Here is a 603-nt window from a genome sequence, read left to right on the forward strand (position 1 = left end):
GGAGATCGCGGTCGACAGCGAACCGGGTCAGGGCAGCTGCTTCACCGTCACCTTGCCGCGCGAGACCGCTGCAGCGAGCGCAGGAACCGGAACATGAACAAGCGCATCCTCCTCATCGAAGACAACGCCCAGAACCGCTACCTCGCGCGCTTCCTGCTCGACGCCCGGGGCTGGCAGGTGATCGAGGCCGAGGACGGGCCGAGCGGCCTGCTCCTTGCCGACCGTGCCGAACCGGCGATCATCCTGCTCGACATCCAGTTGCCGGGCATGGACGGCTACGCGGTGGCCCGCGGGCTGCGCGAGAACCCCCGCCTGGCCCACGTGCCGATCATCGCCGTCACCTCCTATGCGATGCCGGGCGACCGCGAGCAATGCCTGGCCGCCGGCTGCACCGGCTACATCGAGAAACCGATCGATCCCGAACGCTTCGCCGACGATGTCGAGCGCTACCACCCTGGACACCGCTCATGAGGCACGTGCTGATCGTCGACGACCGCAGCGACAACCGCTACCTGCTGCGCGCCCTGCTGCAGGGGCACGGGTTCGCGGTCAGCGAGGCGGAGAACGGCAGCGCGGCGCTCGCACAGGCCCGCTTACAGCGGC

At 69.2% G+C, this 603-nt stretch carries 1 protein-coding gene; it reads left to right on the forward strand.

Annotated elements, in window-relative coordinates; translation table 11 throughout:
• Nucleotides 1–93: 93 nt before the first annotated feature.
• Nucleotides 94–471, forward strand: a complete 378-nt coding sequence (locus tag L6Q96_23410) for a response regulator (protein ID MCK6557496.1) — start codon at nucleotides 94–96, stop codon at nucleotides 469–471.
• Nucleotides 472–603 lie beyond the last annotated feature (132 nt).

The organism is Candidatus Binatia bacterium, from assembly GCA_023150935.1.
Lineage (GTDB): Bacteria > Desulfobacterota > Binatia > HRBIN30 > HRBIN30 > JAKLJW01.

What these genes read in the sequence shown, in the direction of transcription:
- L6Q96_23410 (MCK6557496.1), top strand. Translation starts at nt 94, where the DNA reads ATGAACAAGCGCATCCTCCTCATCGAAGACAACGCCCAGAACCGCTAC.